At 72.8% G+C, this 25,095-nt stretch carries 21 protein-coding genes, 1 tRNA gene and 1 pseudogene; 17 read left to right on the top strand and 6 right to left on the bottom strand.

Annotated elements, in window-relative coordinates:
- Positions 1 to 47: 47 nt before the first annotated feature.
- The 3 genes from OG370_RS35520 to OG370_RS35535 all read left to right on the top strand — a co-directional run bounded on the left by OG370_RS35520 (position 48) and on the right by OG370_RS35535 (position 2,330).
- The gene (locus OG370_RS35520) at positions 48 to 1,064 is read left to right on the top strand and encodes an ABC transporter permease (protein WP_328471614.1); all 1,017 of its coding nucleotides are present in this window, start codon (positions 48 to 50) and stop codon (positions 1,062 to 1,064) included.
- A 173-nt stretch (positions 1,065 to 1,237) separates the two neighbouring features.
- Positions 1,238 to 1,738 (top strand): hypothetical protein, encoded by a 501-nt coding sequence (locus tag OG370_RS35525; protein ID WP_328471616.1) that lies wholly within the window; start codon positions 1,238 to 1,240, stop codon positions 1,736 to 1,738.
- A gap of 364 nt (positions 1,739 to 2,102) precedes the next feature.
- Positions 2,103 to 2,330, top strand: coding sequence for a tyrosine-type recombinase/integrase (locus OG370_RS35535; RefSeq protein WP_328474729.1), 228 nt, complete (start codon positions 2,103 to 2,105; stop codon positions 2,328 to 2,330).
- 196 nt (positions 2,331 to 2,526) lie between these two features.
- On the opposite strand, the gene OG370_RS35540 is transcribed toward OG370_RS35535, so the two are convergent.
- Positions 2,527 to 2,600 (bottom strand) — tRNA-Pro (locus OG370_RS35540).
- 154 nt (positions 2,601 to 2,754) lie between these two features.
- On the opposite strand from OG370_RS35540, the gene OG370_RS35545 reads away from it, so the two are divergent.
- A complete protein-coding gene (locus OG370_RS35545) occupies positions 2,755 to 3,048 on the top strand; it encodes a YiaA/YiaB family inner membrane protein (protein WP_328471618.1) in 294 nt (97 codons plus the stop codon).
- Positions 3,049 to 3,124: 76 nt separating this feature from the next.
- Here OG370_RS35545 and soxR read toward each other — a convergent pair whose 3' ends face one another.
- Complete coding sequence (gene soxR / locus OG370_RS35550; protein WP_328471620.1) at positions 3,125 to 3,589, bottom strand: redox-sensitive transcriptional activator SoxR; 465 nt, start codon at positions 3,587 to 3,589, stop codon at positions 3,125 to 3,127.
- 54 nt (positions 3,590 to 3,643) lie between these two features.
- Between soxR and OG370_RS35555 the strand changes: the two genes are divergently transcribed.
- The 7 genes and pseudogenes from OG370_RS35555 (at position 3,644) to OG370_RS35585 (ending at position 9,179) form a co-directional block, all read left to right on the top strand.
- Positions 3,644 to 4,375 carry a transketolase gene (locus OG370_RS35555; RefSeq protein WP_328471622.1) on the top strand — a complete coding sequence of 244 codons (732 nt, stop codon included), beginning with the start codon at positions 3,644 to 3,646 and terminating at the stop codon, positions 4,373 to 4,375.
- A gap of 137 nt (positions 4,376 to 4,512) precedes the next feature.
- The gene (locus tag OG370_RS35560) at positions 4,513 to 5,415 is read left to right on the top strand and encodes a transketolase family protein (protein ID WP_328471624.1); all 903 of its coding nucleotides are present in this window, start codon (positions 4,513 to 4,515) and stop codon (positions 5,413 to 5,415) included.
- 239 nt (positions 5,416 to 5,654) lie between these two features.
- A pseudogene (locus OG370_RS35565) lies at positions 5,655 to 6,242 on the top strand (cysteine hydrolase family protein); the annotation flags it as partial.
- A 133-nt stretch (positions 6,243 to 6,375) separates the two neighbouring features.
- Positions 6,376 to 7,314 (top strand): GlxA family transcriptional regulator, encoded by a 939-nt coding sequence (locus tag OG370_RS35570; protein ID WP_328471628.1) that lies wholly within the window; start codon positions 6,376 to 6,378, stop codon positions 7,312 to 7,314.
- A 141-nt stretch (positions 7,315 to 7,455) separates the two neighbouring features.
- On the top strand, positions 7,456 to 8,049 hold the full coding sequence (locus tag OG370_RS35575) for a DUF4291 domain-containing protein (RefSeq protein WP_328471630.1): 594 nt from the start codon (positions 7,456 to 7,458) through the stop codon (positions 8,047 to 8,049).
- A gap of 77 nt (positions 8,050 to 8,126) precedes the next feature.
- Positions 8,127 to 8,318: a hypothetical protein gene (locus tag OG370_RS35580; RefSeq protein WP_328471632.1), complete on the top strand. Its 192-nt coding sequence runs from the start codon at positions 8,127 to 8,129 to the stop codon at positions 8,316 to 8,318.
- 204 nt (positions 8,319 to 8,522) lie between these two features.
- On the top strand, positions 8,523 to 9,179 hold the full coding sequence (locus tag OG370_RS35585; protein WP_328471634.1) for a DUF309 domain-containing protein: 657 nt from the start codon (positions 8,523 to 8,525) through the stop codon (positions 9,177 to 9,179).
- 94 nt (positions 9,180 to 9,273) lie between these two features.
- On the opposite strand, the gene OG370_RS35590 is transcribed toward OG370_RS35585, so the two are convergent.
- From OG370_RS35590 to OG370_RS35605, 4 genes are all read right to left on the bottom strand, one after another.
- A complete protein-coding gene (locus OG370_RS35590; RefSeq protein ID WP_328471636.1) occupies positions 9,274 to 11,244 on the bottom strand; it encodes a DUF2264 domain-containing protein in 1,971 nt (656 codons plus the stop codon).
- A gap of 111 nt (positions 11,245 to 11,355) precedes the next feature.
- Positions 11,356 to 13,770, bottom strand: a complete 2,415-nt coding sequence (locus OG370_RS35595) for a polysaccharide lyase 8 family protein (RefSeq protein ID WP_328471638.1) — start codon at positions 13,768 to 13,770, stop codon at positions 11,356 to 11,358.
- 142 nt (positions 13,771 to 13,912) lie between these two features.
- Complete coding sequence (locus tag OG370_RS35600) at positions 13,913 to 15,016, bottom strand: LacI family DNA-binding transcriptional regulator (RefSeq protein WP_328471640.1); 1,104 nt, start codon at positions 15,014 to 15,016, stop codon at positions 13,913 to 13,915.
- A 92-nt stretch (positions 15,017 to 15,108) separates the two neighbouring features.
- Entirely contained in the window at positions 15,109 to 16,098 is a 990-nt protein-coding gene (locus tag OG370_RS35605; protein ID WP_328471642.1) for a hydroxyacid dehydrogenase, read from the bottom strand.
- Between the two features lie 384 nt (positions 16,099 to 16,482).
- On the opposite strand from OG370_RS35605, the gene OG370_RS35610 reads away from it, so the two are divergent.
- The 6 genes from OG370_RS35610 (at position 16,483) to OG370_RS35635 (ending at position 25,085) form a co-directional block, all read left to right on the top strand.
- A complete protein-coding gene (locus OG370_RS35610; protein ID WP_328471644.1) occupies positions 16,483 to 17,475 on the top strand; it encodes an ABC transporter permease in 993 nt (330 codons plus the stop codon).
- Between the two features lie 133 nt (positions 17,476 to 17,608).
- Complete coding sequence (locus tag OG370_RS35615) at positions 17,609 to 18,469, top strand: carbohydrate ABC transporter permease (protein ID WP_328474731.1); 861 nt, start codon at positions 17,609 to 17,611, stop codon at positions 18,467 to 18,469.
- Positions 18,470 to 18,522: 53 nt separating this feature from the next.
- Positions 18,523 to 20,205 (top strand): extracellular solute-binding protein, encoded by a 1,683-nt coding sequence (locus tag OG370_RS35620; RefSeq protein ID WP_328471646.1) that lies wholly within the window; start codon positions 18,523 to 18,525, stop codon positions 20,203 to 20,205.
- Positions 20,202 to 21,725: a M1 family metallopeptidase gene (locus tag OG370_RS35625; RefSeq protein WP_328471648.1), complete on the top strand. Its 1,524-nt coding sequence runs from the start codon at positions 20,202 to 20,204 to the stop codon at positions 21,723 to 21,725. The genes OG370_RS35620 and OG370_RS35625 overlap by 4 nt, the downstream gene beginning before the upstream one ends.
- Positions 21,722 to 23,986, top strand: a complete 2,265-nt coding sequence (locus tag OG370_RS35630; protein WP_328471650.1) for a right-handed parallel beta-helix repeat-containing protein — start codon at positions 21,722 to 21,724, stop codon at positions 23,984 to 23,986. Before OG370_RS35625 ends, OG370_RS35630 begins: the two co-directional genes overlap by 4 nt.
- A 244-nt stretch (positions 23,987 to 24,230) precedes the next feature.
- Positions 24,231 to 25,085, top strand: coding sequence for a hypothetical protein (locus tag OG370_RS35635; protein WP_328471652.1), 855 nt, complete (start codon positions 24,231 to 24,233; stop codon positions 25,083 to 25,085).
- Positions 25,086 to 25,095: the final 10 nt, after the last annotated feature.

Genomic DNA, 25,095 nt, shown 5'->3' on the forward strand with positions numbered 1-25,095 from the left:
CCGCTTGCGGCCGGCGCAAGCGTCGGCACACACGGGAAGGTGAGCGGATGACCACCGGTACCGCACCGGCCAGGGCCAAGGGCGACACCGGTGACGGGCCGCGCACCTCGTTGGTGCGCCGTCTGTTGCAGACTCCCGAAGTCGGCGTGGTCGCGGCCTGCGTCGTCGTGTTCACGGCGCTGGCACTGGACAAGTCGACCTTCGCCAGCGCGGTCAACCTGCAAGGCATGGGCTTCGACCTGGCCCAGTACGGTCTGATCGCGATCGGGGAGTCCCTCGTGATCCTCACCGGCGGGATCGACCTCTCGGTCGGCGCGCTGCTGGGCACCAGCGTCATCCTGATGTCCTGGTTCAACGTCCGCGCCGGCCTGCCGCCCGCGGTGGCGATCCTGATCACCCTGGCCATCGCCGGCACCGTCGGCCTGATCCACGGCCTGGCCGTCACCCGGCTGAAGATGCCGCCGTTCGTCGTCACCCTGGTCACCTACACCGTGGCCCAGGGCGTCACCCTGGCCATCACCTCCGGGACATCCATCGTCGGCATATCAGGGCTGTTCGGCGACGTTGGACAACAGTACGTCGCACAGATCCCCCTGCCACTCATCCTGTTCGTCGTCGTGGCACTGGCGGCCTGGTTCTTCCTGGAGCGCACCTACGCGGGCCGTCAGGTCTACGCGGTCGGTGGCAACCCCGAGGCGGCCCGACTCGCCGGAATTCGCGGTGACCGGCGCGTCGTGTCCATGTACGTGACCAGTTCACTGCTGTCGGCGTTCGCCGGAATCATGGTGCTGGGGCGGATGGGAGTGGGCTCGGCCAGTGGCGTCGGCGTCGGCTGGGAGCTGTCGGCGATCGCGGCGGCTGTCATCGGAGGCGTCAGCCTCGTCGGTGGCCAGGGTCGCATCCTCGGGATCGTCGCCGGCACCGTCCTGCTGGAACTCATCAACAACGGCCTGACAACACTGCAGATCAACTCCAACTACACCAACATCGTGCTCGGCTGCGTTCTCGGACTTGCCATCACCGCCGACCGGCTCCGTGCCAGGAGCGTCGCACGCCGTGCCTGAACCCACCCGCCGCAGTGTGCCCGAGTCTCCCCGCGTGGAGCACACGGCGGGGCGGCTCCCCACCCTGATGCGGAGCCGCCCACCCTTCTGCGCCACTCGGGGCAGCTCACCCCTACAAGGCCCGAGTCCGCTGGACCGACTCCCAGAGCAAGCGCCGCCGCTCGGTCGCCCAGATGCACCTGACGCTGGAGTCCGCGCAGGAGTGGATCGACTCTCTGCTCAAGTCGGCCGCCCGCGGGGTCAACACCGCCTCGGCAACCCAGACCCTCGCGGAGTACGGCGATGCCCACATGACGCTGGCTCTACGCGGCCTGGAGCCCAAAACGGTCGACCCCTGCATGAACGGCTGGCGGCGACGCGTCGTCCCTGCACTGGGACACCTGCCCGTCACCATGGTCACCAACGGCACCGTCGACCGCACCGTCTACGCCTGGATCGCCGACGGCGTGGGCCGCTCCACGGTTAAGAACACCCTCGCCGTCCTGGTCCGCGTGATGGAGCAGGCCGTCCGCGACGGCTTGATCAGTACCAACCCCGCCCGCATCAAGGGCTGGCAGCGGCAGTACCAGCACGCCGAGGACGAGCTCGACAACCCGCGTGCGCTGGCGTTGCCGAACTGGCCGGCTCTGCAGGAACTCGCCGCGGCGCTGGTGTCCCGCTCCGCCGATCAGTAAACCGGCTGGGGCGACGCCGTCGTCTTCGCCGCCTCCACCGCCGCCCGCGTCGGCGAGGTCTCCGGCGTCCGCGTCAAAGACATCGATCTCACCCACTGGATCTGGACGGTGCGCCGCCAGACCACCCCGTCACCCGGAGGACTGGCCGACAAGAACACCAAGGGGAAGGTCGCCCGCCGGGTGCCTCTCATCGAGGAGGTCCGACCGATGATCGCCCAGCGCGTTCTCGCCGCAGGCATCCGGCCCGACGCCCGCCTTTTCACCGGGCCGCGGCGGACGCATCACCACCGCAGTACTGCGCGACGCCACCCACTGGGATGAAGTCGTCAACGCACTCGGCTACGAGCACCTGCGCCGTCACGACCTGCGCCACACCGGCCTCACGTGGATGGCCGACGCCGGAGTCCCCCTCCACGTCTTGCGGTTGATCGCCGGACACGGCTCGCTGTCCACTACCCAGCGCTACCTCCACCCCGACCTGCACTGCGTCGCGCGCGCCGCGCACACCCTCAACGCCCATCTGACGAACAAGCCCGACGTGCCGCCGCCCCCTCCTACGTCTACCTCGTCGGCACGACTGCGGGGACTGTAGGAAACGGACAACCACACACCGCACAAGAAGTTCGTGAATGGTGTCGAAAACGGCCTGAACTACGGCATTTCCGTGGCTGTGGTCCCCAGTTGGTCCCCAGGCCCCCGGTGGACCGTTACAGGGGAGCAGTTGCCGATAACGCGGAAGGGCCCGCTGACCTGGCGTAATGCCAATTCAGCGGGCCCTTCGTGCACCGTCGGGACGACAGGATTTGAACCTGCGACCCCCTGACCCCCAGTCAGGTGCGCTACCAAGCTGCGCCACGTCCCGGTGCTTGATCTTCCGGGGCGGGCCCCGGGTTGATCGCGCAGGGAAACAATACCGCACTTGGGGAGGTGGTCGCTCGCACCGTGGGGGCGGGGCGGGAGGCGGGTTGAGTAGGCGTACTCATGTGGGGTGGGTCACGGGCGGGGATGGTGGAGGCATGACCAAGGTGATTCCGCAGCAGCAGACGACTGCCGCGTATGCCGCGCAGGCCGCGATCTCGTTCGGGCTGGCGCTGGGGGCGATGGTGGTGGGGGTGGCGTACCTGCCGGTGGACGCGTGGGTGAGGGCGTTCCTGGCGGTCGGGCTGCTCTATGTGGTGACGGCGACGTTCACCCTGTCGAAGGTGGTCCGGGACCGTCAGCAGGAGGGGCAGGTGACCAGCCGGGTGGACCAGGCCCGGTTGGACAAGCTGCTCGCCGAGCACGACCCGTACAAGGTCGAGGGGATGTAGACCGGGGGAACCGGGGAGACCGGGGGAGCGGATACGAGGACGCGCCCCGGGGGAGGGGGCCGGGGCGAGCGGGGGTTCAGCGCGCCGGGGGACTGTCGCCCAGCAGATAGCGGGCGCCGGGCCCCTGGTGCGCTGCCGTGTCGTCCGGGTTGTACAGCCCGCAGCGGGTCAGGGACAGGCAGCCGCAGCCGACGCAGCCGGTGAGCTGGTCCTTCAGCCGCTGGAGCTCGGCGATCTGCGCGTCGATCCGGCGCTGCCAGGTGCGGGCCACCCGGCTCCAGTCGGCGGAGGTGGGCACGTGGTCGACGGGCAGGTGCGCGAGGGCGTCGCGGACCTCCTCCAGGCTCAGCCCGATCCGCTGGGCGGCGCGGACGAAGGCCAGCCGGCGCAGGGTGGCGCGGCGGTAGCGGCGCTGGCCGCCGGAGGTGCGCTCGGCCTGGATGAGGCCGATCTCCTCGTAGTAGCGCAGCGCGGAGGTGGCGTTGCCGCTGCGGGCGGCCAGTTCGCCGATGGTCAGGCGGTCGCGGGTGGAGAGGCTCACGGCGTCCAGGGTAGCGCTTGACTTCAAGCGGACTTGAAGTTGCACAGTCGGGGTATGACGACGACGAGAGCCGCCGCACAGGCGGTCGCCGGCCACCCGGACGGGTGGCCGTACGGCTACCAGGACCTCTACCCGCTGATGTCGCTGATGAGCGGCGACGAGAAGCACGACCCCGCGGCCACCTCGACCCTCGATGTGCTGTGGGTGCTGTACGACCGGGTGCTGCGGGTTTCCCCGGAGAGCGCCGACGACCCCGAGCGGGACCGTTTCCTGCTGTCGAAGGGGCACGGCCCGATGGCGTACTACGCGGTGCTCGCCGCGAAGGGCTTCGTGCCGCGCGCGTGGCTGACCGGCTTCGGGGGATACGACTCGCCGCTCGGCCACCACCCGGACCGGACCCTGGTGCCAGGCGTGGAGATCGGCTCGGGCTCGCTCGGGCACGGGCTGCCGCTGGCGGTGGGCAGCGCGCTGGGCCTGCGGGCGCAGGGGCTGACCGACCCCGCGGTGTGGGCGCTGGTCGGCGACGCGGAGATGGACGAGGGCAGCAACCACGAGGCGCTGCAGTTCGCCGGGGCGGTGGGCCTCGAGCAACTGCACGTGGTCGCCGTGGACAACCAGTCCGCGACCTACGGCTGGCCGGGCGGGCTCGCCGCCCGCTTCACCATGGAGGGCTGGTCCGCGCTGACCGTGGACGGACGGGACCACGACGCGCTGTACGAGGCGTTCACCGCGCCCCACCCCGGCCGCCCGCACGCGGTGGTCGCCCGGGTGGAGCCCAAGGACTGAGCCCGCCGCCCGTACGGTCCGCCGCCCGTACGGTCCGCCGCCCGTACGGTCCGCCGCCCGTACGGTCCGCCACCCGGTCCGCCGGCCGGACAGCCGCAACCCCCTTCCCCACCCCACCCCACTTCTCGGAGCACCCCATGGACACCATGCGTGACCGTTTCGGCACGGTCGCCGGCCGCCTTCTCGACGAGGACCCGCGCCTCGCGGTCGTGCTCGCCGTGATCTCCGGCGACCGCTTCAAGGACGCCGCCAAGGCGCACCCGGACCGCGTGATCGACGTCGGCATCCGGGAGCAGCTCCTGGTCAGCGTGGCCGGCGGCATGGCGCTGACCGGCCTGCGCCCCCTCGTGCACACCTTCGCGAGCTTCCTGGTGGAGCGCCCCTTCGAGCAGGTGAAACTGGACCTGAACCACCAGGGCGTCGGCGCGGTGCTGGTGAGCGCGGGCGCCTCGTACGACATCGCGGCCGGCGGGCGCACCCACCAGAGCCCGGGAGACGTCGCGCTGCTGGACACCCTCGACGGGTGGACGGTGCACGTGCCCGGGCATCCGGACGAGGCCGAGGCGCTGCTGCGGCACGCCGCGGCCGACGGGGACAACCTCGTGTACGTCCGGCTCAGCGACCAGACGAACCTCGCGCCGCAGCCGGTCTCCCCGGGACGGTTCCAGGTGATGCGCGAGGGCCGCGCCGGCGTGGTGCTGGCGGTCGGGCCGATGCTGGACGCCGTGCTGGAAGCGACCAGCGGCCGCGACGTGACCGTGCTGTACGCCTCGACGGTACGGCCGTTCGACGCGTCCACGGTGCGCGAGGCGGTGGCGCGCGCGGCGGCGCCCGACCTGGTGCTGGTCGAGCCGTACCTCGCGGGCACCTCGGCGGACTTCGCCAGCCGGGCGCTGGCGGACGTGCCGCACCGGGTGCTGTCGCTGGGCACGCGGCGCGAGGAGCTGCGTCGCTACGGGTCCCCGCGGGACCACATCGCCGCGCACGGCCTGGACGCGGCCGGGCTGCGCGAGCGGATCGACGGGTTCCTCCGGCCGTAGCGCACCGAAGCGGTCCGCACCGCGGCGGACCGTAGCGAAGTGGACCGCACCGAAGTGGACCGCACCGGGGCGGACCGTAGCGCGCCCGCGCGGCACCGTACCCGCATGGCACCGCAGCCCGGCCTGGGGGCCGTGCACCGGAAGCCGCCGAGGCCCGGAACGCCCGGTGACCTGATCCGTCCGCATCCCGACCCGATGGGGCCTGTCGCCGTCCGCGGCACGGCCGTCAGGCTCGGGGCATGACCCGAGCACTGATCGTCATCGATGTCCAGGAGTCCTTCCGCGCCCGCCCGCTGTGGCAGGCCATCTCCGACCCGAGGATCGCCGAGCGGGTGGACCGGCTGGTCCGGCTCGCCCGGCGGGCCGGGGACCTGGTGGTGTGGGTGCTGCACACCGAGCCCGGCACCGGCGACACGTTCGACCCGGCGCTGGGACACGTCCGGCTGATGGGGGAGTTGCGGCGCCTGGACGCCGAACCGCTACTGCACAAGACCTCGCACAACGCCTTCACCACCACCAACCTGCAACAGCTCCTCACTCAACACGGCGTGCGCGAGCTGACCGTCTGCGGCATCCGCACCGAGCAGTGCGTGGAGACCACCACCCGGGTCGCGAGCGACTTCGGCTACCAGGTCACCTTCGTCGTCGACGCCACCGCCACCAACCCCATCCCGCACCGCGACGCGCCCGCGGGGCAGAGCGTCGCCGAACTGCTGGCGGACCCGAGGACGTTGAGCGCCGAGGAGGTCATCAGGCGCACCGAGTACGCGCTCGCCGGACGCTTCGCCACCATCGCGACCGTCGAGCAGTTGGAGGAAGCGGCCGAACGCTCGGGCACGGGGGCCGAGCACTCGGGCGCGGCGGCGGGCACACCCGCGGGTGCGGCTCCGTCCTCGGGCGCGGCGGCGGACACACCCGCGGGTGCGGCGGCGGGCGGGCGTTCGGCATGATGGACGGATCGTGAGCCGCATCGTCTTCTTCCTGGTGCCCGGGGTCCATCTGCTCGACCTGGCCGGACCCGCGCAGGTCTTCTCCACGGCCGCGGACTTCGGGCACCCCAGCACGCTCGTCTACGTCGCCGAGCGGCCGGTGGTCCCGACCGCTCAGGGGCTGCCGGTGGTGGCTGGCACCGAGTGGCCCCGCCTCGGCCCGGAGGACCTGATCGTGGTGCCCGGCTGGCGGGTGTCCGTCCCGGCGGCGGGGCCCCGTACCGGCGTCGGGGTGGACGGCCCCGCCATCGGCGCGGCCGCCCTGCGCGCGCTGCGGGACCACCACGCCGGGGGCGGGACGGTGGCCGGCGTGTGCGTGGGCGCGGAGGCGCTCGGCCGGGCCGGGCTGCTCGACGGGCGCCGCTGCACCACCCACCACGAGGTGCAGGACGAGTTGGCCCGCCGGCACCCCGCGGCCGTGGTGGTCCGCGACGTCCTCTACACCGCCGACGACCGGGTGGTCACCTCGGCCGGCATCGCCAGCGGCATCGACCTGGCCCTGCACCTGGTCGCCGGCCGGCACGGGCCCGCCGTCGCCGCCCGGGTGGCGCGGGACATGGTGCTGCACACGCGGCGCAACGGCCACGAACCGCAGGCCAGCGCCATGTTCAGATACCGCTCCCACCTCGAAGACGCCGTGCACCGCGCCCAGGACGTGCTCGACGCGAGGTTCGCCGAGCCGTTGCCGCTGCCGGTCCTGGCCGGGGCCGTGGGGGTGAGCGAGCGCACCCTCACCCGCCTGTTCACCCGCGCCACCGGCGGCCTCACCCCGCTGCGCTACCAGCAGGCCCTCCGCCTCGAACGCGCCGAGCACCTCATCGGCCACGGCGCCACGGTCGAGGCCGCCGCCCGCGCGGTCGGCTTCGACGACCCCCGCATGCTGCGCCGCCTGCGGGCGCGCGGGAGTTGACCGCTTCGTCCGGACCTCGTACGCGACGCGTGCGGACCTCGTGCGGACCCCGTATGCGACTCGTCCGGACCTCGTCCGTAACTCCGTACCTCGTACGTAAAAGGGTGGCGCCCGCGATTCCGAACACCGAGGCTGGGCAGCGTGGACATACCCCGACAGCAGATCCGCGCCGTGCACACGGCCTCGACGGTGACCGTCTACCAGGCGTACGCGCCGGAGATCGGCGGACCGGCCGCCCGGCACGGGCGATTCCCCGCGGCGTGGAAGCGGGACCGCATGACGTGGATCAAGCCGTCCTTCCTGTGGATGATGTACCGCTGCGGGTGGGGCACCAAGGAGGGCCAGGAGACCGTGCTCGCGGTCGAGATCACCCGCGACGGCTTCGAATGGGCCCTGGAGCACGCCTGCCTGGCGCACTACGACCCCGCGCTCCACCCCGACCACGACGCCTGGAAGCGCGAGCTCAAGCGGGCCCCGGCCCGGGTCCAGTGGGACCCCGAACGCGACCTGCACCTGCGGCCGCTCCCGCACCGTTCGCTGCAACTCGGCCTCGCGGGCGACGCCGCGCGCCGCTACGCCGACGAGTGGACGGTCGCCGTCACCGACGTCACCGCGCTCGCGCACGAGGTCCACGCCCACCTGAGGAACGGGGAGTTGGAGGCCGCCCGGCATCTGCTGCCGGCGGAGCGCCCCTACCCCGAGCACGGCCAACTCCTCGCCAGGGTGCGGGGATGAGCCCCACATAAGGGGAGGGCGGCCACTTCGCTCGGACCTTTATGCCATCGTGACCTGACGGATGTCAGGGTGTGGCCATGAGCGTAAGAACTGCGGAGGACCACAGACACGACCACAGACCTCTCGCGACAGTCGCGTGCGACGAGCGCGCCGGCGGCCCGGGCTTCGGCACCGGCCCCGGACTCGGCACCGACGGCCACGCGGACGGGCCGTTCACCTTCGCCGGGCTCATCGCCCGTGTGCAGGCCCTCAACAGACGGGGCCGGTGAGCAGCGCAGACCGGGGTACGCGTCGGCGGATCTCCCCGCTTCCGAGGCACCGCCTCTCCGGCGCCGTCTCTCCAGTACCTCCTCCGGCACCGCCCTTCCCGTACCCGCCCCTCCCGTACCGCTTCCGCGGCACCCACCGAGCCGGTCCCTCCGGACGGCGGGCCGCTGACCCACCCGCGCGCCACCGCGCGGCACAATTGCCGGATGAACGACACGCCGCAGGACGGAGCCCCGGCCGACCGGACGCACGGCGTCTGCGACCGGTGCGGAGCCGTCCGCACCGCGCCGGCCCCCGCGCCTTGCGAGCGCTGCGGCGCGGTCCCCGAGCCGGTGGACGAGGCGCCGTACGGCCGGCCCGACCGCCGGGAGCAGGCCACCGACTCAGGCGCGGCGCAAGGGCGTTCCGGGCGTGACCGGGACGTCGACGGCCGGGCGCGCAACAGCCGGCCGCGCGACGGCCTCGGGCGCCCGCTGCCCTACGGCGCGCAGGGCGTGGAGCGCCAGCCGGAGGGAATCCTCCGCACGCCCCGGCAGACCCTGGACGAGGCCCAGCGCCTTCTCGACGACGGCATGCCCTTCCACGCCCACGAGGTGCTGGAGGACATGTGGAAGGCCGCGCCGACCGACGAGCGCGCCCTGTGGCGGGCCCTGGCCCAACTGGCGGTCGGCCTCACCCATGCCGCCCGGGGCAACAGCCGTGGCGCCGCAGCCCTCCTGGAGCGCGCCGCGAAGGGGCTCGCCCCGTACGGGGACCGGGCGCCCTACGGCATCGACGCGGCCGGGCTGGTGCGGTGGGTCGCGGACCGCGACACCGCCGCAGGACCGCCCCCGGCCCTCCGGACACCGCACTCCGCCACCTGACCGCGTCCGGCCGCCTGGCCCCGGCCGCCACCTGACCCCGGCCCGCCGCCAACTCCGGTGCGGCCGACGCGTCTTGCGTGACGGCGGGGGACCGTCACGACCGCGTGGGGACCTCGACGGGGTCGGCGCCGGGGAAGCTCAGCCGGACCCGGTCCCCCCGCACCTCGCAGCGGATCGCCTGCCGCAGTGCCCCGGGATCGACGGTGTCCTGCGAGAGGACGACCAGGGTGACGTGGACCCCCGCACCCGCGTCCGCACCCTGACCTCCCGGTACGCTCGCGTCCGCGTTCCCGTTCCCGCCCGCGTCCGCATCCGCGTCCGCGCCCTCGGGGCGTGCCGCGCGCGAGAGATACGGCGTCGCCGAGTGCGAGCCGAACGCGTTGGCGGCGACCTCGCGGGCGACCGCGGCCTGCTCGTCCCAGCCGTGCAGGGCGATCACCGCGCTGGTGAGGCCGTTCGCGGTGCGGGCGAGCGCCCAGCCCGGGCCGGTCTCGACGTAAGGCGGCTCGGCGTCGGCGACCGCGTAGCCGCCTTCCCGTACGGCCGCGTGCCGCGCGCCGCCGACGCGGTGCACGCGGACCTCCCACGGGCCGTGCAGGACACTGGCCGACTCGATCGGCACCGCCTCGTCGCTGCCGGGGAGCAGGGCGTCGTGGCGGGAAGCGGCGGTCCGCCCGTCGCAGTGCAGCGGGTGGATGCGCACCCGTCGGGACGCCGTGCCGTCGGGCGCGAGGAGGGCCAGGTGGCCGTCCACGGCGCGCTCCCACGCGTGCTGCGCCGACTCGGGCGCGGTCGCGGTGGAGTAGCCGAACTTGGCGTAGTGCGGGTCGTCCTGGGCCGGGCCGGTGAGCGGGTTGTGGTCGCTGCCGTGGTTGACCAGCCGGACGATGCCGTCGTGCCGGGTGCCGTGCAGCAGCCAGCCGGGGACCGGCAGCGCCGTGCAGTGGTCGGACTCCTCGACCGGCAGCGCCGCCTCGCGCGCGGTCCACACCGGGTGGTCGGCGGGCAGCAGCAGCCCGAGGAAGCCCTTGCTCGCCCAGTACGGCGAGGCGGGCCCGGAGTACGGCTGGGTGGCGGGCAGGAACGTGCGGTGCCAGCCGAGGGTGAGCAGGCCGCGCTCGTCCGGCGCGCCGCGCTCCACGAAGTGCCGCACCGCGCCGGACGCGAGCCGCCGGGTGAGCCCGGGGGCCAGCGGCGAGCAGTCCGCGAGCGCCCCCATCCACACCGGCGCGGTCGCCGCGAACCGGTAGGCGAGGGACCGCCCTTGGTGGACCGGGGCGCCGTCGCCACCGAAGAAGTGCGGGTAGTCCGCGAGGAACCGGCCCAGCCGCTCGCGGTACTCCCGGGCCCGCCCGCCGTCCTCCGCGCCCGCGATGCGCGCCCACAGCAGCGGGTACAGGTGCATCGCCCAGCCGCCGTAGTAGTCGAAGTTGCGGCCGTCGCCGTCGGTGTACCAGCCGTCGCCCAGGTACCAGTCCTCGATACGGTCCAGCCCGCCGTCGATGTCGCTCTGGCTGAACGGCGCGCCGACCGAGGCGAGGAACTGCTCGGAGACGACCTGGAACAGCCGCCAGTTGTTGTCCCAGGTGCGGCCGCCGACGAACCCGGAGAACCAGTCGACCACCCGCTGCTGGACCGCGGTGTCCAGCCGGTCCCAGATCCAGGGCCGGGTCTCGTGCAGGCCGACCGCGATCGAGGCCGCCTCCACCATCTGCTGCGAGCAGTCGGTCAGTACCGGCCACGCCTCGCCGGAGGCGGGGTCCGTGCCGGCCGCGAGTCCCCGCGCGTACCGCTCGATCAGCCGCTCGTCCACCGCGCCGCCCGCCCCGGCGATCCGGAAGGCGGCCAGCAGGAAGGTCCGGGCGTACCCTTCGAGGCCGTCGGAGACCACGCCCGACCAGGAGTTGCGCCCCGGCAGCCGGTACTGCGCGAAGCCCGGGGTGGCGAACGGCACGACGGAGTCCAGCAGATGGTCGGCGACCGCTTCCCAGTGGGCGCGGGTCCAGCCGGTGCGGGGCGACAGCACCCGGTCGGTCGGCGGGAGCGGGAGGAACGGAGCGGGCATGCGGGGGTCCTGTCTTCTCTTCTTCTCTGTCTGCTGCGCCGGGTGGTGCCTGTCGTACGCCGCGCCGTGTTCGCCGTTCGGCGCGCACGGCGCGGCGCATCGCGGCGGTGCTCAGGTCAGTTCTGCGCTGTGGGTGTGCCCCCGTGACCCTCCCACCCGCACGCGGAGCACCGGGCGCCGTCCCGTGGTGACGGTCACCGTGTCGTCCGCCCTCAGCACGTCGCCGATCGGGAACGGCAGCGTGATCGTCAGCGACTCGGCAGAGCGGCCACTGTCCGCCACCGCCACGGACACCCGCGTTCCCCGGCGCCGCACCAGTACGCTGCCGGGCCCGTCGCAGGCCAGCCCGGCGACCTCGCCGGCCGACCAGAAGTGGGCCGACAGCAGCCCGGCCGTGCGATCCTCGATCGCTTGCAGCGCGGGGAGGTTGGACAGCACCCGCACCGGCCGGGCCAGTGACCAGGCGGCCGTCCGTGCGGCGTCGGCCCCCGGCAGCAGCACGTACGCGTAGGTCGCGCCCGCGGGCGACACGCCGTGGTCGAACCACAAGGTGGCGTAGCGGTTGGTGACGGGAGTGGTGCTTCCGTAGGTGGTGCCGCCGACGTCCAGGTCGTGCCAGGTGCCGGTACGTTCCTCGCGCAGCGCGCGCAGGGCCGCCCCCGACGGCAGGACGTAGCCGCCCACCCCGTCCAGGTGCGCCCAGCGGACGTGGTCGAAGTCACGCTGCCAGCCGTCCCGTTCCGGCTGCGGCGCCCCGTCGACCAGCAGTCGGCGGGCGGCGCCGGACGGGAGCCGGCGGTTCTCCAGCACGGTCTCGATCCTCCGGCCGTCACTCGCGGTGATGCCGGTGCCCAGCGCGACGACCGCGTCGTCGAGGCAGAACCACGCCTTCCTGGCCCGCAGGGTGCTGCCCTCGGCGGCCAGTTCCATGGCGGCGGCGCCGTAACGGCCGGCGAGGACGGCGCCGCCCGCGACCGCGTTGGCCGGAAGGTCGCCGGAGGTGCCGCTGCTCTGCAGGTCGGCGCGGGGCCGGGTGTCCACGGTGGTGCCCGGCAGGCGGTAGGAGTTCACGGTCGGCCAGAAGCCGTCCGCGAACTGGCCGCGGTCGCCGTCGGTGTAGAGGTAGGCCATGCCGTCGCCGGTGTACCAGCCGTGCAGGTTCTCGCCGTTGCCCGCCTCGTAGCGGGCGATCCGGCGCGAGGACAGGGCGAGCGCGAAGGACCAGGTCGGGCGGCGGTGCACCACGCGGTCCATGTCGGCCATGACCGTGTGGGCGGCGGCAGGGCCGGTCGGCACGAGGCTGCGGTCGGCGGTCAGTGCCTTGGCCCGTACGATCGCCGGGATCGTCGCCGACCGGGGGAACGGGTGGTCCTGGCCGCGGCTGATCCACCCCTTCACCAGCGCGCGCCAGGTCTCGGCGCGGTCCGCGGGCGCCCGCTCGGCCAGCAGCAGGATGCCGGACACGGCGTCGGCGCCGGCGTTGAAGTCCTGGGAGTACTCACGGGAGATGGCCCGGCCGCGCACCGGGTCCATCATCAGGCCGTCCAGGACGAACGGCGCGAAGGTCCGTTCCACCGCGTCGTAGAGCACCGAGACGGCCGGGTCGGTGATCTGCCAGTCGGAGTCGCCGAGCAGGGCGAGCAGGTAGGACGCGCTGTTCAGGAGCACGCTGCCGTAGGACCCGGTGTACGCGAAGACATCGTGCTGGACGAACGACCCGTCCTGGTAGAAGCCGTCGCCCGCGGCCACGTACTGGAACAGGCTGTCCTTCCCCGCGTCCCGGACGTCGGACAGGCCGTCGCGGGCGAGGACCAGCCGGTCCGCGTCGCCGCTCAGCAGGCCGCTCAGCGCGACGATGACGGACTTGTCCGCCCGGTTCGCGCCGGTCTCGGAGAGCGTGGGGCTGTTGGTGCGGCGGTCGGGGTTCGGGACGAAGTGGTCGACGGCCGCCAGATGGGCCGCGAGGTCGTCCGGGGTGAGTCGCGCACGCAGCAGCACGCACGTGTCGAGCAGTGCGCGCGGCGAGCCGATCTCCCACTGGTACCAGTTGCCGGTCTCCGCGCGGCCCGGGTCGTACGCCCGCTCGCGCAGGAACCGCAGTGCGTCGACCAGGGCGTCCGCGATGTCCTGGCTGCCGCTCAGCGAGGTGCCCGGGGTGGCCCAGGCGACGGCGAGGGTCCGCAGGGCCGTGTAGCACTGCGCGAACATGTCGGGGTCGGTGACGGGGGCGAAGTCCGGCCACAACACGGTCCGGTCCGCCGAGCGGTCGAGTGTGCTCCACAGTCCGCCGGCCGAACCGTCCAGCGTGCGCAGCGCGGTGGCGAAGTCGGGGTCGTCCGGGTCGATGTCCCCGCCGGTGATCAGGGTCTCGGCACGGGCGAGCAGGCTCTCGAAGGGGTCGTCGGCGGCGACGGCGGGTGCGGGGGTGAGCGGGCCGAGCACCGCGGCCGCGCCGGCGCCGGCGAGTCCGGCGAGGACAGTGCGCCGGCTTGCGTGCGATCGCGAAGGGGGGAGGTCCGAGCGCATGCGAACTCCTCTGCTGAGATGAGGCGTGGAAGCGTTCAGCGGATGCCGGACAGCATGTAAGCGATTGCTATGCGAGCGCAAGAACGCCCGGGAAGTTACTGTCTTTTACTATGGCGAGCGGGCTGAGACGGCTAGTAAACGCTCACACCCGGCGGGCCCGGCTGCCGCCGCCGGGCGGTGCCACCGAGTCGCGGACCACGATGTGCGTGCCGAGTTTCACGACGCCGCTCGGCTGCTCGCGCCAGTCGTCGTCGTCGCCGTCGGCGAGGGCGAGCCGGACCGCCTGGCGGCCCATCTCCTCCAGCGGGACGTGCACGGTGGTGAGCCGCGGACGCAGCTCCTGGGCGACCGGGATGTCGTCGTAGCCGACCAGCGAGACGTCCTTCGGCACCCGCACGCCCGCCTCTTCGAGCGCCTGCGCGGCGCCGGCCGCCACGATGTCGTTGGCCGCGAAGACGGCGGTGAAGTCCGGCCCGCCGTCGAGCAGTTCGGCCATCCGGTGGTGGCCGAAGGAGCGGCTGAACGGGCCGTGCTGGACCAGCTCGGGGTCGGCCTCGACGCCCCGGGCCTTCAGCGCCCGGCGGTGGCCGGCCAGCCGGTCGCGGCTGGTGGACAGCCGCGGTGGGCCGCCGAGGTAGAGAATCCGCCGGTGGCCCTGGGTGAGCAGATGGTCGGTGATGGCGAAGGCGCCGCCCTCGTTGTCGTACTCCACCTGCGCGGTCGGGGCCCGCTCGCCGATGCCCGGCCGCCCGCACAGCACCAGCTTGCTGCCGTCGGCGTGCAACGCGCTTGCCCGGCGCTCCAGTTCGGCGACGTAACCGCGGTCCTGCACGCTGCCGCCGACCAGGATCACCGCGTCCGCGCGGCGCTGGTGGAGCAGTTCGATGAAGGCCAGCTCGCGCTGCGGGTCGCCCTGCGTGCAGCAGACCAGGCACAGCCGGTCGCCACTGGCCGCCTCCCGCTCCACGCCGCGCGCGATGTAGGCGTAGAACGGGTCGATCACCTCGTTGACCACGATGCCGACGGTGCGGGCCGAGACCCCGGCGAGCGCGCGGGCGTGCGCGTTGACGACGTAGCCGAGTTCGCGCATGGACGCCTCGACCCGTTCCCGGGTGGCCGCGGCCACCGGGTAGTTGCGGTTCATGACCCGTGACACCGTGGCCGTGGAGACACCTGCGTGCCGTGCCACGTCGGTGACTGTCGCGCGCCGTCGCGCGTCCTGGGATGCCGTACCTGCCCGACGCATCGTGCCGCCCTCTGCCCGCCGTCTCGTTCCGCTGAGCCTATGGTCTGGCGGTGCGTCGTCGCGCCACCTCTCCCCGACCGGGTCGGCCGCCGTCATGCCAGATACTCCCAACTGGCCTGCTGCACCTGGTGCAGCAGCGGCTCGCGCCGTGTGTAGCGGACGAGTTCGTCCACGGCCAGCGATCCGAGCCGGGCCGCCTCGTTGCCCTGGGCGCCGGCCAGATGGGGCGTCAGGAAGACGTTCGGCAGGGTCCACAACGGGTGCCGCGGGGGGAGCGGTTCGGGCTCGGTGACGTCGAGGACCGCGTCCAGCCGGCCGCTGACCAGGTGTTCGGTGAGCGCGTCGAGGTCGACCAGCGCGCCGCGCGCGGTGTTCACCAGCAGGGTGCCCGGCCGCATCAGGGCCAGCCGCCGGGCGTCGAGCAGGTGGCGGGTGGCCGGCGTCTGGGGCGCGTGCACGGTCACCACGTCGCTGCCCGCTACCAGGGTGTCCAGGTCGGTCCGCCGCGCGCCCAGCAGTTCGGCCTCGCCGTCGCGCAGGTACGGGTCGTAGAGCAGCACTTGGGCGTCCAGGGTGCGCAGCAGCAGTTCGATCACCCGGCGGCCGGTGCGCGAGGCGCCGATCACCCCGATGGTCAGGCCGTGGGTGCCGAGCCAGTGCTGGCCGTCGAGGTCCGCCGCGGTGCGGTGGGTGCGGCGGTGCTGGAAGAGCCGGGCGAGCGGCATGACCCGCTTGGCGCCCAGGATGATCGCCGCCAGCGTGAACTCGGCGACCGGTACGGCGTTGGCGGCCGCGGCCGAGGAGACGACGATGTCGCGGTCGAAGACCTCGGGTGACAGGAAGGTCCGCACGGTGCCGGCGGCGTGGATGACCGCGCGCAGCCGGGGCGCCCGTCGCAGCACCGCCGCGTCCACCGGGGGACAGCCCCAGCCGGTCACCAGTACCTCGACGTCGGCCAGTTCGGCCGCCACAGCGGCGGAGGAGAAGTCGTCCACCGGGTGCGGGCGGCGCAGGTCGGCGACTTCCGCCAGGCGGCGCCGGACGGCCGGCGGGAAGACGTTGTCGACCGCGCCGGGGCTCATCGTCAACAGCGCGCGCGGCCGCCTCGGTGGATCGCCGGCCTCCGCTGCGGGACCAGCCGACGCTTCATCGATGCTACGCACCCTGCCTCCGGACAGTAAACGTGTACTACGGACGAGAGCACGCTAGGCACTCGGCCGGGCGGCCGTCAAGAAACCTCCTGGTGCCCAACGCCGCTGGTCACGCCCGCACATGCGGCCTGACCACGGGTTTCTTGGCTTGCGAAACCGGCTGCCGCACGGCTGTGAAACACAGACTTTTCACGAAGACTATTGACGCTGGACGTAATCGCTTACTACTTTCTCGCAGCAGAAGACATCCGATCACACCCCCGGCGCCGCCCGAGGCGATCCCTGCGCCACCCCGTCGAAGAGGAACCCCGTCGTATGGCTGACACCGCAACAGGTCCACCGCGCAGCGGACGGCGCGAGCGCGCCGCGTCCGCCGGCCCGCCGGTGTACCGGCCGTCCCTGTGGCAACGGCTCAAGCGGGACAAGGTGATGCTGCTGCTGACCCTGCCGGGCCTGCTGTACTTCGTGGTCTTCCACTACGTGCCGCTGCTCGGCTACGTCGTGGCGTTCCAGCACTACGAGCCCTACCTGGGCTACATGCACAGCACCTGGACGGGGCTGGCCAACTTCTCGACGGCCTTCTCCCAGCCGGCGTTCTGGTCCGCGACCCGCAACACCGTGGAGATCGCGGTCATCCAGCTGGTGTTCTTCTTCCCGGTGCCGATCGCGCTCGCGCTGCTGCTCAACAGCGTGATGAGCAGCAAGGTGCGCCGGTTCGTGCAGAGCGTGGTCTACCTGCCGCACTTCATCGGCTGGATCATCATCGTCTCGATCTTCCAGCAGGTGCTCGGCGGCGCGGGGTTGCTGCCGCACCTGCTCGGCAAGGTGGGCCTGCCGCGCTACGACATGATGTCCGACCCGCACGCCTTCCCGTGGCTGCTCACCTTGGAGTCGATCTGGAAGGACGCCGGCTGGGGCACGATCATCATCCTCGCCGCGCTGCTCAGCATCGACCGCGGGCTGTACGAGTCGGCGGCCATCGACGGCGCCGGGCCCTGGCGGCGGCTGTGGCACGTCACGCTGCCGGGCATCTCGTCGGTGATCGTGCTGCTGCTGATCCTCAACCTCGGCAACCTGCTGTCCGTCGGGTTCGAGCAGATCCTGCTCCAGCGCGACGCGGTGGGACCGGACGCGGGCGAGGTGCTCGACACCTACGTCTACTACCACGGCATCCAGGACAACGACTGGGGCGTCGCGGCCGCGGTCGGCCTGGTCAAGGCCGTCGTCGGCACCGTTCTGGTGGTCGGCGCCAACAAGTTCGCCCACCGGCTGGGCCATGAGGGGGTGTACCGCGGTGCTGACCGCTGATACCACCGACGTCACGCGATCCCTCCCCGGCCGGGAGGAGTCCGGCACGGCCGGGAGCGGGGCGAAGGCGCTGCGCAAGGCCCGCCGCGACGCCCGCCGCCGGGCCGCCGCGCCCGAGGGGCGGCCGCCGTGGATGGAACGGCCGAGCCTGGTCGGGCGCTGGGGCAAGGCGCTGATCCTGGTCCTGGTGGTGGCCGCCGTCGCCTATCCGATGATCGGCATCATCGCGACGAGCTTCGCCTCCCAGTCCGACATCATCAAGAGCTCCGGACTGGTGCTGTGGCCCGCCCACCCGACGCTGGCCGCCTACCGCACCGTCTTCACCGGCGGCGTGGTGCTGCGCGCCCTGTTCGTCAGCATCGGCGTCACCGTCGTGGGCACCTTCGTCAGCCTGCTCTTCACCATCGGCATGGCGTACGGCCTGTCCCGGCGCGAGGTGACCGGCTCCCGGCTCATCCTGATGACGGCGCTGGTCACGATGTTGTTCAACGCCGGCATCATCCCGAACTTCCTGCTGGTGAAGAACCTCGGGCTGTACAACACCTACGCCTCGCTGGTGATGCCGACGCTGATGAGCGCCTTCAACCTCGTGGTGCTGCGGGCCTTCTTCATGAACCTGCCGGCCGAACTGCTCGACGCGGCCCGCATCGACGGCGCCGGCGACCTGCGCATCCTGGTCAGCATCGTGCTCCCGCTGTCCAAGGCCGTCATCGCGGTGGTCAGCCTCTTCTACGCGGTGACGTACTGGAACGCGTTCTTCAACGCCCTGCTCTACCTCGACGACTCCACGAAGTGGCCGCTGCCGATGGTGCTGCGCAGCTATGTGCTCCAGGGCCAGAGCCTGAGCGGCGCCGCGGCCGGCGAGACCGTGGCACCCCAGGAGGCCGTGCAGATGGCGGTGCTCGTCATCGCGGTGGTGCCGATCCTGCTCGTCTACCCCTTCCTCCAGCGCTACTTCACCAAGGGCGTGCTCACCGGCGCCGTCAAGGGCTGAGCCCCGCCCGCCTCGTCCTGCAGCACCCTGCCCCACTCCTGGCAAGGAGAGCCATGTCCCGTTCCGCCATCCCCTCCCTCGGCCGCAGAGCGCTGCTGCGCTCCGCCATCGGCGTCGGCCTGGGCCTCGCCGCGTCCCCCGTGCTCAGCGCGTGCGGTGACGGCGGGAGCACCGCGAAGGCGTCGGCGAAGGCCGCCGACCTGCTGCCCGCCACCACCGTCCGCGACATCGGCCTCAAGCCCGACCTGCCGGGCACCGCGGCCGGCGTCCCGCAGGGCTTCTACCGCTATCCGGCCACCCCGCTGCGCGCCACCAAGGGCGCCCCGCTGGCGGGCGCCAAGTCGGTGCGGGCCACCTCGGAGACGTTCATGCCGCCGCCGCCCGGCCGGGGGAAGAACGCGGCCTGGCAGGCGATCGAGAAGCTGCTCGGCGCCGAGGTCGACGTCACCGCGGTGCCCACCGACGACTACCCGACGAAGTTCTCGACCATGGTGGCCGGCGGCAGCCTGCCGGACATCTTCGAGTACCCGGAGACCGGCGGGGTGGACGACAAGGCCGCCTTCCTCGCCGCCACCTGCGCGGACCTCACCCCGTACCTGGCCGGCGACAAGGTCAGCGCCTACCCGAACCTCGCGGCGATCCCCAAGGCCGCGTGGCAGGGCGCCATCTTCGGCGGCCGGTTGTACGGCGTGCCGATCTCCCGGATGGGCACCGGCGGTGCCGGCTTCTACCGGCACGACCTGTTCGCCGAGGTCGGCGTCACCGACCCGCGCGAGATCGCCGACCCGGACGCGTTCGTGAAGGTGTGCAAGGAGCTGACCCGCCCCTCGAAGGACCAGTACGCCATCATGGCCGGCGCCACCAACCTGGTGGCGATGAGCACCGGTTCGCCGAAGGACTGGCGGATGGACGCCGGGACGGGGAAGTTCACCCACCGGCTGGAGACCGACGAGTTCCGTACAGCGGTCGAGACGCTGCGCACGCTGTACAAGGCGGGCTGCTTCTACCCGGGCTCGATCGGCATGTCGGGCTCCCAGAAGGCCAAGTACACCGACATGTTCATGAACGGCAAGGCCGCCTACGTCTACGACGGCATGCCCTCCTACCTCACCCCCAGCACCGGCTACGTCGACGCCATGAAGGCCGTCGACAAGAGCTTCGACCCGCGTCCGATGGTGCCGTTCGGCAAGACCGCGGTCTCCTGGATGGACAACGTCTCGCTGCAGAACGTGCACCTGAAGAAGGCGTCCGGCGACCGGGTGCGGCAGCTGCTGGCCTTCGCCGACTTCGCCGCCTCGCCGTTCGGCAGCGTGGAGTACACGCTCATCAACTACGGCGTCGAGGGCACCGACTTCACCAGGGACGCCCGCGGCAACCCCGTGCTCACCACGAAGGGCACCTCCGACGTCGCGGTGCCGTGGAAGTTCTTCGGCTCGGCGGTGCCCGCGGTCTTCAGCGCGACCTCCGAGCAGGGCGTGCGCTACAGCCACGACGCGTACGCGACCCTCATCCCGATGATGGCGCCCGACCCCACCCTCGGCTACTCCTCGCCGACCTGGGACTCCAAGGGCTACGGCAGCCTGCTCACGCTGCTCGACGACGGTGTCGCGGACCTGATCACCGGCCGCAAGCCGATGTCCTGGTACGGAACGCTGACGAAGAACTACCTCGCCGCGGGCGGCGAGAAGGCCAGGATCGAGTTCCAGGAGGCCGCGCAGACGGGGGCGAAGAAGTGAGACTGCCGAGCGACGAGCCCACTGCCGCCACCGGCACCCGAACCGCCCCCGGCCGCCGGACCGTCCTGCGGGCCGGCGCGGTCGGCGCCGTCGCCGCCGGGACGGTCGCCGTGGCCGGCGCCGCCCCCGCGTCGGCCGCGTCCGCCACCCACCGCTTCGATCCCGAGCCGGGCGCGCCCGGTGTCGGCGACCCGCTCTTCCCGACGCTCGGCAACGGCGGCTACCGGGTCACGCACTACGACCTGACCTTCGACTTCACCCCGGTCAGCTACGACTTCACCGGTGTCGTGGCGATGCGCGCGCTGGCCACCCAGGACCTGTCGGCGTTCAACCTCGACACCGACGGGCACACCATCGACCGGGTGACCGTGGACGGGCGGGACGCGGCATGGGCGCTCTCGCTCGGTCAGAGCGGCCAGGAGCTGACCGTCACCCCCGCCCTGCCGCTGCACGACGGGGCCCCGTTCACCGTCGAGGTCCGCTACCACGGCAACGGCAAGGACCACCGGTCCGGCCTCAGCGGCTGGGTGTTCGGCGCCGACGGCGGCTTCGCCTGCGCCGCCCAGGCGTCACGCGCCGACACCTTCTTCCCCTGCAACGACACCCCCTCCGACAAGGCCGCGTGGACCTTCCACATCAGCGCCCCCGAGGGCTATGTCGCCACCGCCAACGGCGAGTTGCTGCGCAGGACGCCACGCTCGGACGGCTCGGCGGTCTGGCACTTCGCGCTGCGCGAGCCGATGCCCACCGAACTGTGCGGGATCGCCGTCGTCAAGGGCACCTACCTGTACGGCGCGAGCCACACCGGGCTGCCGCTGCGCCACGTCGTCCCGCAGGGCGAGGAGGACACCTACGCCCCGGTGGTGGCGCGGACGGCGGACCATCTCGCCTGGCTGGAGGCGAAGTTCGGGCGCTTCCCGTTCTCGCTGTACGGCCTGCACATCTACGGCGGCTACACCGACGCCCTGGAGAACCAGACGCTGAGCCTGTTCGGCACCAACTGGTTCAAGCCCAACGCGGACGGCAACCCGACGTGGGAGAACACGATGGTGCACGAGCTGACCCACCAGTGGTGGGGCGACTCGGTCACGCCGCGCGACTGGCAGCAGGCATGGCTCAACGAGGGCCCGGCGACGTACTACGCGGCCCTCTACAGCGAGGAGCGCGGCTGGTCGGTGCTGGCGGACGCGATGCGGAAGACCTACGGCTCGCTGAACGCCGTCCGCGCCGCCGACGGACCGCCCGGGCTGCCGAACGCGCTCGGCGGCACCAACATCTACGACGGCGGCGCGCTCGTGCTCTACGCCCTGCGGATGCGGGCCGGCCAGGCGCGGTTCGACCGGATCATGCGGCTGTGGCCGGAGCGCTTCAGGAACTCCAACGCGTCGAGCGAGGACTTCATCCGGCACGCCGTGCAGGTCACCGGGGACCCCTCCCTCGACCCCTTCCTGCGTGACTGGCTCTTCGGCGCCGTCAACCCCCCGATGCCGGGCCACCCCGACTGGAGCGTGAGCGCGTGAAGCCGACCATCCGCACCGCCGTACTCGCCGTCGCCGCGCTGGCCGCCACCGTGCTGCCCGCCGGCGCCGCGTCCGCCACCTCGTCCGCCTCGGCCGCGCGGCCCGGCCCGACCGTCTACCAGGCCGCGCCCAGCGGCAGCGGCGACGTCTGCGACCGTGCGCGCCCCTGCTCCCTGGACGGCGCGCGGGCCAAGGTCCGCGCCGACATCGCCGACGGCATGGACCGTGACGTGCGGGTCGAACTGCGCGGCGGCACCTACCCGTTGACCGCGCCCCTGACGCTCGGCCCGGACGACTCCGGCCGCGACGGGCACACCGTCACCTGGGCCGCCGCGCCCGGTGCGCACCCCGTGCTGTCCGGCGGCCGCACCCTGACGGGCTGGACGAAGAACCACGACGGCACCTGGACCGCCGCCGTGCCCGCGGGAGTGACGCCCCGTCAGCTCTTCGTCGGCGGCCGGCGCGCGACACCGGCCCGGGGCGCCGCCTGCGCCGCGAGCGTCTGCCACGCGACGAAGGACGGCCTGACCGGAGCCGTCGCGACCGGCATCGCGCGGTGGACCCGCCCGACCGACGTGACCGCCGTCATCAAGGTCCGCTGGCGCAACTACCAGTGCCGGGTCACCGGCGTCAGCGGCGACGTGCTGACCTTCGCGCAGCCGTGCTGGGCCGACTCCTCCAGCGGCACCGGCCGCACCGGCCCCGCCTGGGACACCACCACGGTGGACTCCACCCGCTACACGGGCGTCGCCTGGTTCCAGAACGCGCCCGAACTCCTCGACACGCCGGGCGAGTTCGTCTGGAACTCGGCGGCCCGTACGGTCACCTACCTGCCGCTGCCCGGGCAGGACATGGGCCGCGACCAGGCCGTCACCCCCGCCACCGAGCACCTCGCGGTCCTCGACCACGCGCACGACCTGGACCTGATCGGCATCGGCTTCGCCTACGCCGCCTACCACCAGCCCGACACCGCGGACGGGTACGCGGGCACCCAGGCCGGCCTCACCCTCACCGGAGCGAGCGGCCCCGCCGACCAGTCCGGCCGCTACTACACCAAGCCGTCCGGCGCGCTCACCGTCGACGGCGGCCGCGACGTACACGTCCAGGGCACCGACTTCACCCACCTCGGCGGCGCGGGGGCGGTGCTCCAGGACGGCACCCAGCACTCCTCGGTCACCCGCTCCCGCTTCACCGACCTGTCCTCCGGCGCCCTCTACATCGGCGACACCGACCCGAACCCGGCGCCCGGCCTCGCGGGCACCGACAACACGGTGGCGTACGACACCATCGACCAGGCGGGAGTCGAGTACACCGACGCCGCCGGGATCTGGGCCGGTTACGAGGCCGGCCTGACCGTCGACCACAACACGCTGGAGCACCTGCCCTACTCCGGCGTCTCCGTCGGATGGGGCTGGAACCAGCCCGGCGCGCAGCAGTCGGTGCTGCGCGACAACCACATCACGGACAACCGGATCACCGACGTCATGACGGTCAAGGACGGCCAGCACGACGGCGGCGCGATCTACACCCAAGGCGACCAGCCGGGGACGGTGATCTCCGGCAACTACATCAACCGCTCCGCGTACGGCAACACCGAGCGCGACGGCAACGGCATCTACCTGGACGAGCAGTCCTCCCACATCACCGTGGCGGACAACGTCCTGACCCGCCTCGGCTACAAGTGGATCTCCAACTGGGCGGACTACGGCATCCAGAACACCGCCACCGGCAACTGGACGGACACCGACGCCCCCGCCCTGGCCGGCACCGGCTCGGTGGCGACCGGCAACCACACCCGGCTCGACACGCTGCCGGCCCAGGCCACCGCGATCGCCGCCCGGGCGGGCGCCGACGGCCCGCACGTCGAACCGCTGCCCGCCGACCTGGCCCGGGCCGGCACGGCCACCCAGTCCGCCACCGACGGCACGGCCACGGCCGCGAACGCGATCGACGGCGACACCACCACCGACGCGCTCACGCTCGCCGGCGCCGGCTCCTGGTGGCAGACCGACCTCGGCGCGGTCCGCCCGATCGACCGGATCGAAATCTGGAACGACGCCACCATGGCCACCGCCGACGTCGACGTGTCGATCAGCGCCACGCCCGACTTCGCCCGGGCCACCACGGTGCACCTCGGCGGCAAGGCGCTGCGGCCCAGCATCCTGGACCACCTGCACGCCCGGGGCCGCTACGTGCGGATCACCGCGACCGGCACCGGCCCGGCCCGGATCGGGCTGGCCGAGGTGCGCGTCCACTCCTGACCAATCGACTCGCCGACGGCCGCGGCCGGTTCGGGAACACCTGCGGCCGCGACCCGGCCCGCACGTCCGAACCGGCCCGGCCGCACCCTCGACCCTCCCCGGATACCTCGGCCCGGCCCCGCGCACCCCGACCGGCCCCGCCCGGAGCCGACGTGAGCCCTCGCCCAGGCCCCCAACTGACCCACCCCGAACCACCCCGAACCACCGTTCCGCATCCATTGGCCCGCCCCACACCGGAGATGACATGCGACCCGACCCGCGTTCCCTCGGCTCCTCCCGCCCCGCTCCCGACGCGTCCCGCACCTCCACCCCCACCGGTATCCCCACCCGTCTCCGCTCGCGCCGCCGTACGCTGCTGCGCTCGGCGACCGTCGCCGGGGCGGCCGCGCTGCTCGGCGTCGCCATGACCGGGCAGTCGTGGGCCTCGACGCCCACCTCCTCCTGGAGCACGGGCGCGCCGACCCCGGTCAGCCGGCTCACGCTCCCGATGTCCTTCGAGTCCGCGCCCGACGCCGGCGGCATCTACTTCGCGTATTACACGACGCTGGAGAGCGGCACCCGCCCGTACGCCGGCTTCCAGCCGAAGGAGGTGGACGCCGAGGGCCGCCCCACCCTCCAGGCGGTGTTCAGCTCCTTCAACGCCGCGGCCACCACGACCGACGCCAACTGCTCCTACGGCGCGGACGGCGGGGCCGGCGTGAGCTGCGCGGCACGCTTCGCCTACACCAAGGGCACGATGTACGCGCTGGTGCTGCAGCGGGCGAGCGTCACCGGTGACACCCAGCTCATGACCGGGGACGTGGTGGACGAGGCGACCGGCGCGACCGTGACCCACATCGGCAGCTTCAGCCTGCCGTCCGACTCGGGCCGCTTCAAGCCCGCCGACTCCGGCTTCATCGAGCCCTACCTGACCGCCGGATGCGGCCAGCAGGTCACCGTGACCTACGGCGCCCCGGTCGGCTCGGAAGGCGGCACCGACTACACCGGCGGCCTCCCGGCCGTCACCGACCCGAGCTCGGGCAGCTGCCTCAGCACCACGTCCACCAGCACGCCCCAGGGCCGCCAGGTCACCGTGACCGGGAACACCTTCACCGGGTGACCGGGTGACC

It is taken from the genome of Streptomyces sp. NBC_00448 (genome assembly GCF_036014115.1).
GTDB lineage: Bacteria > Actinomycetota > Actinomycetes > Streptomycetales > Streptomycetaceae > Actinacidiphila.